The organism is Anabaena sp. CCY 9910 (assembly GCF_963920875.1).
Lineage (GTDB): Bacteria > Cyanobacteriota > Cyanobacteriia > Cyanobacteriales > Nostocaceae > Trichormus > Trichormus variabilis.
The window spans coordinates 290,918-296,917 of record NZ_CAWUDJ010000003.1; the positions used below are offsets into that span (position 1 = coordinate 290,918).

General features: G+C 40.4%; 5 protein-coding genes. 4 read left to right on the plus strand and 1 reads right to left on the minus strand.

What is annotated here, in order from left to right; all coding sequences use genetic code 11:
- The first annotated feature begins 135 nt into the window (after positions 1-135).
- The gene (locus ACM5QX_RS05005; RefSeq protein ID WP_414752636.1) at positions 136-1,404 is read left to right on the plus strand and encodes an MFS transporter; all 1,269 of its coding nucleotides are present in this window, start codon (positions 136-138) and stop codon (positions 1,402-1,404) included.
- 126 nt (positions 1,405-1,530) lie between these two features.
- On the opposite strand, the gene ACM5QX_RS05010 is transcribed toward ACM5QX_RS05005, so the two are convergent.
- Positions 1,531-2,280, minus strand: a complete 750-nt coding sequence (locus ACM5QX_RS05010) for an aspartate/glutamate racemase family protein (RefSeq protein WP_414752638.1) — start codon at positions 2,278-2,280, stop codon at positions 1,531-1,533.
- Positions 2,281-2,556: 276 nt separating this feature from the next.
- Here ACM5QX_RS05010 and ACM5QX_RS05015 point away from each other — a divergent pair, with 276 nt between their 5' ends.
- The 3 genes from ACM5QX_RS05015 to hemF all read left to right on the plus strand — a co-directional run bounded on the left by ACM5QX_RS05015 (position 2,557) and on the right by hemF (position 5,730).
- On the plus strand, positions 2,557-3,228 hold the full coding sequence (locus ACM5QX_RS05015; protein WP_414752639.1) for a glutathione S-transferase family protein: 672 nt from the start codon (positions 2,557-2,559) through the stop codon (positions 3,226-3,228).
- Between the two features lie 333 nt (positions 3,229-3,561).
- Positions 3,562-4,236, plus strand: a complete 675-nt coding sequence (locus tag ACM5QX_RS05020; protein WP_414752640.1) for a cadmium resistance transporter — start codon at positions 3,562-3,564, stop codon at positions 4,234-4,236.
- Between the two features lie 450 nt (positions 4,237-4,686).
- Positions 4,687-5,730 carry an oxygen-dependent coproporphyrinogen oxidase gene (gene hemF, locus ACM5QX_RS05025; protein WP_414752641.1) on the plus strand — a complete coding sequence of 348 codons (1,044 nt, stop codon included), beginning with the start codon at positions 4,687-4,689 and terminating at the stop codon, positions 5,728-5,730.
- Positions 5,731-6,000 lie beyond the last annotated feature (270 nt).

Here is a 6,000-nt window from a genome sequence, read left to right on the forward strand (position 1 = left end):
TTGAGAAACCCTCTGCGTACCTTTGTGCTAATCTCTGTGTTTCTTTGCGTTGAAACAAGTTTTAAACGCAGAGGTACACAAAGTCAGTGCGGAGGGGCGCAGAGTCTTTGCTTGTGAAATTTTGTACTTAAGTTCATGAAATTATTATCTAAATTGGGATTCAAGTTGACTCTTGAGCTACCTGCCTTGAGGTCGCGTAATTATCGCCTCTACTTTGCTGGACAAGCCTTGTCGATGACAGGTAATTTCATGACACAAGTAGCGGTTTTGTGGCTAATTTATCGATTAACTGATTCGGCTTTACTGTTGGGGTTGGCAGGATTTTTTGGACAATTGCCAGTATTTGCACTAGCACCAATTTCAGGAATTTTAGCCGATCGCTACAACCGTCATCGCCTTTTACTACTACTTCAGGTTGTGGGTATTTCTCTATCTGTAATTTTGACAGTCATCACATTTCTGGGTTGGGCAAATTTTTGGACGTTACTGATTTTGAGTGCTTTTTTGGGCATTTTGAAGGGTTTAGATGTTCCTGTACGTCAGGCATTTGTTAGTGATATGGTTAACCGTGAACTGATGGGAAATGCCATTGCCTTAAATGCAGCTTTCCTCAATGGTGCGCGTCTGATTGGCCCAGCCCTTGGTGGTATTTTCATTGCTCAGTTTGGCGCTGGATTCTGTTTTCTTTACGATAGTCTCAGCTATCTTGTAGCTATCTGGGCAATCTCAGCAATGCAGATTACACCCAGAATAGTAGAAATACAGACGAGTAATACTTGGCAGAAACTAAAAGAAGGGTTTCGATATGCTTATAACTTCCTACCTGTCCGTTCTATCCTGCTGTTACTAGCAGTAGCTAGTTTAGTAGGTATGTCTTATACAACACTTTTACCCATCTTTGCAGTAGAAGTTCTGCACGGAGGATCGGAAACCTTGGGCTTTTTAACAGCCGCAGCAGCGATGGGATCGGTGTTTGCCTGTGTTTATCTGAGTTTTCGTCACAATGTAGTGGGTTTAGAAAGAATTATCGCCTTTTGTCCAGCCATAATGGGAGTTGGCTTCATCTTTTTTTCTGTTTCTCAAGTCTTCTGGATTTCTCAGTTAGCTTTGGTTTTGGTCGGTTGGAGTTCTACGCTTCAGGTAGCTGCTAGTAATACAGTGCTGCAATTTATTGTGGAGGATAGCAAACGAGGTAGAGTGATGAGCTTCTACGCGATGTGCTTTATGGGTATGGCTCCTTTTGGTAACTTGTTAGCAGGAACTCTGGCACATTATTTGAAAGCTCCAAATACGCTGATTTTGGGTGGTGTTGTGTGTATCATTGGTTCGGTGCTGTTCATGCAACAATTGCCCCAAATAGCAAAGTTAATATATTTGGAGACACATCAGATGGCAAGCAATTAATTTCTGGAAATATTTCAATTTTATACTTACTCCAATACTCATAGATATATCGCATCACCAGTTCTGTTTGCACTTATCTTTCTCTTAATCGACTATGGTTGACATCAATTCGTCGTTTATCTGTGACTAAATATTAAAGAGTGTTCCCCTGGGACAAAGTGAAGATTCAATAGCAGCTCTTCTTGCCAAACTCCATATTGTGGCTTGGTTTGCCGTAACTACGGGGATATTTAAATCTGCTTCTAATTCTTCTATTACTTCAAATGTTCTCCATGCTGTACAGGGCAACACAATAGCGTCTGCACCTTGGTGAGATACCTCTTTGATAAAAGCTGCGGCTTCATCCGGCGACTGATGCCAAAGGTAATTAGTTTTTGCTACTTCTTTTGGGCGTTCATCACCTTTAAACGTAATTATTTCCAAAGGTGCTTCATTTAAGAATGTTTTTAGCGTTTGGTTGTTCCATTCTGTATAAGGGGTGACTACAGAAATTTTCTTCACCTGGAGATGTAGCAATGCTTCTAATAGAGCTAGAGCCGGAATAACAACGGGTACTCCTAGCACCTGTGTCAAACGTTGTCGTAATTGTTCAGCAAAAACTCGCCCTCGGTAAAATGTTGCTGTTGTGAAACCGTATGCTCCAAAATGCACTCTGGCTTTGGCTAGTTTACTTACTTCCCTAACAGCCTCTTCATTAATGTCATCCATTGATTCATAGCTCTCATAGGCGTGCAGGTGTTTAGCAATTACACGATGGCTATGAATGCTGACTTGACTGGAAAAAGCAGCGTGAAAGTCAGGCTCAAACGTGGTGTTACCTGCTGGGACTAGCAAGCCAAGACGGATCTGCCTATTAGAGTCAGCTTTCGAGTACATTATGATACCTCTTTCTTGATCAGCTTGATTATGTCTAAATATTTATTTAGCTACACTAATAATTAGGTATACATATTTTTTGGAAGACTGTATAATATCTAAATTACGTTAACTCGACCGATAAAGTGTAATATATCACTTAATAGACGTAGATACCTGTGAGTCAAATTATTTAACTGCACTAATCCACACATCTAGCTTCTGTTTTATTGCTCTAGTTTGAGTTGTGCAATTTTACATAGTCTGCATTCACGGTAATTACCAGGAAAGGATTTTATGAGCAACATACAACTGTACTTCGCTAAAGCTTCTACCTTCTCGCAACGTACCCGTGTAGCCTTGCTGGAAAAAGGTATTGATTTCACCCCAATAGAAATTGACTTACAAAACAAACCAGATGGCTACATACAGATTTCCCGCTATGGCAAAGTTCCAGCTATCCAACATGGGGATGTAATTATCTATGAATCTACGATTATTAATGAATATTTAGAAGAAGCTTTCCCTGAACCACCATTGTTACCCCATAACCCTGCAAATAAAGCGATCGCTCGTATCTGGATAGACTACGCCAATACTCGGTTTGTCCCGGCTTTTAACAAATTTCTCCGTGGTAAAGATCATCAGGAACAAGAACAAGGACGAAAAGAGTTTACAGAGGCGTTGCTATATCTTGAACAAGAAGGATTAAGTAAAGGTGATTACTTCTTAGGAAATCAGTTCAGCCTAGTTGACATCAGCTTCTATCCCTGGTTTGAACGTCTACCACTCTTAGAACACTTCCGCAAGTTCACACTACCAGCAGAAACAACTCATTTGCAGACATGGTGGGATCTGGTGCGCGATCGCTCCTCAATTCAAGCGGTAGAAAACCCTGTGGACTTCTATTTACAAAGATTTGCCAAAATTCTTGGTGAACCTGTTGCCATTGGTGCAGGGCAAAAATAGGACACATGACTAATTAAGCCAAAATCTAATTAAACTTACTGAAACCCCTGACTTCAGGCATGGGGAATTCTGAATTTTGAATTCTGTCTTCTGACTCTTTTTCATAAACATTAATATCTTCCTTAGATCAAAACCAGGTATGAGAATTACCTGGTTTTTTATTTAATAAATTCAATTTATCGTTTTAAGAAAAAAGAGTATTTGCTCTTATCTAAGCCAAAACATAATATTAAGTTTATAAGCTAATAAGCTTAACTGTCGAAGACCACAATTACATTTGTACTTCAAATTATTTACGGAAATAATTCCCCTCAACCATTTTGGTAAAAGACTATGGATTGGCTAATTGGTACATCATTGATTGCAATATCTGTGGCTTTTGCAACAACATTTGACGATAATTTATATTTGACAGCTTTTTTTGGCAAGGTGAATCATGCCTTTCGCCCAAAACATATTATTATTGGTGAATTTGTGGGATTTACTATATTGGTAACAGCTAGTCTCCCTGGTTTTTTCGGTGGTCTAGTTCTTCCAGAAGCATGGGTTGGATTACTAGGGATTCTGCCAATAATAATTGGTATCAGCCATCTGATGAATCAGGAAAAGGAAGAAGATAGTTTACAAGCTGTATCAGTCAATTTTGATTGTTCAGTCAAATCTCAACGCCATAAAAAAACATTATTCGCAACCCTCAAAGATCCTCAAACCTACCGTGTATCTGCTGTCACCATTGCCAATGGCGGAAATAATATTGGTATTTATGTCCCTTTATTTGCTAGCAGCAATGTTCCTAGTTTGGCAGTAATTGTATGTATTTGCTATTTAGCAATTGGAATGTGGTGTTTTCTCTCCTACAACCTCACTCGCAACCCTTTCATGGCTTCGGTGCTAATTCGCTATGGTCGGAAGGTGTTTCCGTTTATCTTAATATATTTGGGGTTGTCTATCATCGTTAAAAGCGGAACTTATCAACTTGTACCTAATTTGGCAATGTTTTTCCAATAATACATTCAAGTTGAGGTTAAAACAAATCACTGTCAAACTTTAAGGAAAAAATTCCGAAACTTTTAGTAATTAAACATATAAGCTAATAGTCGTCACAAACTTTTAAAAACAGAGAATAAGATGACACAACAAAGTTATTTACTCTGTTAGCAATTGCTGTACTTGGGTGGGAGTCATTTGTTCAACTTTATATATTAGTGCTGCCAATTTCCTCTACTATAAAATCATCGCCATCAAGTTATGATCAGCGTGATTCTTTGGCTAACACTCTTCATATTTCTTCAACAAAGTTGGAAATGCCTCATACAAAGTAAAAGCGGAAAAGCTTTGAGGAGTTGGGTTGAGTGAATTTATTAAGTTTTGAAAATTCTCTGCTTTATTTTAACTCGATAACTATAGAGTTATTAAGCAATAGTAATTACCCCTACTCAAAGTTTCAGAGGTTTTAACATGGGTCGTCATTCCGATAATTCTCTGCAAGAATCTCCAAATCACACAGAATTGCTGATATCACCTACCAATACAATACCCAAGGATTCACGGCAGCGATCGCAGCAATTCATGCAGAACTTACAGGATGAGATTTGCACAGCGTTAGAGCAAATTGACGGGAAAGCAAGCTTTCACCAAGACTATTGGGAGCGAGCAGAAGGGGGAGAAGGACGTACCCGCGTGATTCGAGAAGGACGGGTGTTTGAACAAGGTGGCGTGAACTTTTCCGCAGTGTGGGGAAATAGCCTACCTGCTTCAATTTTGGCGCAACGTCCAGAAGCAGCCGGACATGAGTTTTTTGCCACAGGAACTTCAATGGTGTTGCATCCTCGCAATCCTTATGTACCAACAGTACATCTCAACTATCGCTACTTTGAAGCTGGCCCTATTTGGTGGTTTGGTGGTGGGGCAGATTTAACCCCATACTACGCCTTTGAAGAGGATGCGGTTCACTTTCATCAAACGCTAAAAAATGCCTGTGATGTCCATAATCCAGAGTATTATCCAGCATTTAAACGCTGGTGTGATGAATACTTCTATTTACGACATCGCCAAGAACAGCGAGGTATTGGCGGTATTTTCTTCGACTATCAAGATGCTAGCGGTAAGCTTTACATTGGCACTCAAGCAGATAGTCCAGCCGCAATTTACAGCCAGAAAGTGGGAAATGTGACGCGGAATTGGGAGGATATTTTTGCGTTTGTCCAGTCTTGCGGTCAGGCTTTCTTACCTGCTTACTTGCCTATTGTAGAACGCAGGCAAGGAACTGAGTACGGCGATCGCCAACGTAATTTCCAACTATATCGTCGTGGTCGTTACGTTGAATTTAATTTAGTTTACGACCGGGGAACTGTGTTTGGCTTGCAAACTAAGGGACGGACAGAATCGATTCTCATGTCTTTACCACCCTTAGCACGTTGGGAATATTGCTACGAACCGAAAGCTGGAAGCCCGGAAGCGGAACTAACAGAAGTTTTTCTCCAGCCTAGAGATTGGGCGTAGAAGAAGGCGGGGGAAGTAGGGGAGGAAGGAGGATTATTTTCAGAATTCTTCTCTTAACTGAAGTTTACTTGGAGAGGAACCTTCCTAGCAACTTCTCTTCTCCCCTAGATAAGGCAATACAATTCAGTTAAGGCAACAACTTAGACTGGTGTAGGTTGGGTGGAGGAACGGAACCCAACATTCACGCATACTTTGTTGGGTTACGCTATCGCTCCACCCAACCTTGTATATTGAGGGAAGTAGTAGACCGTCCCAACCTTGGTCACAATA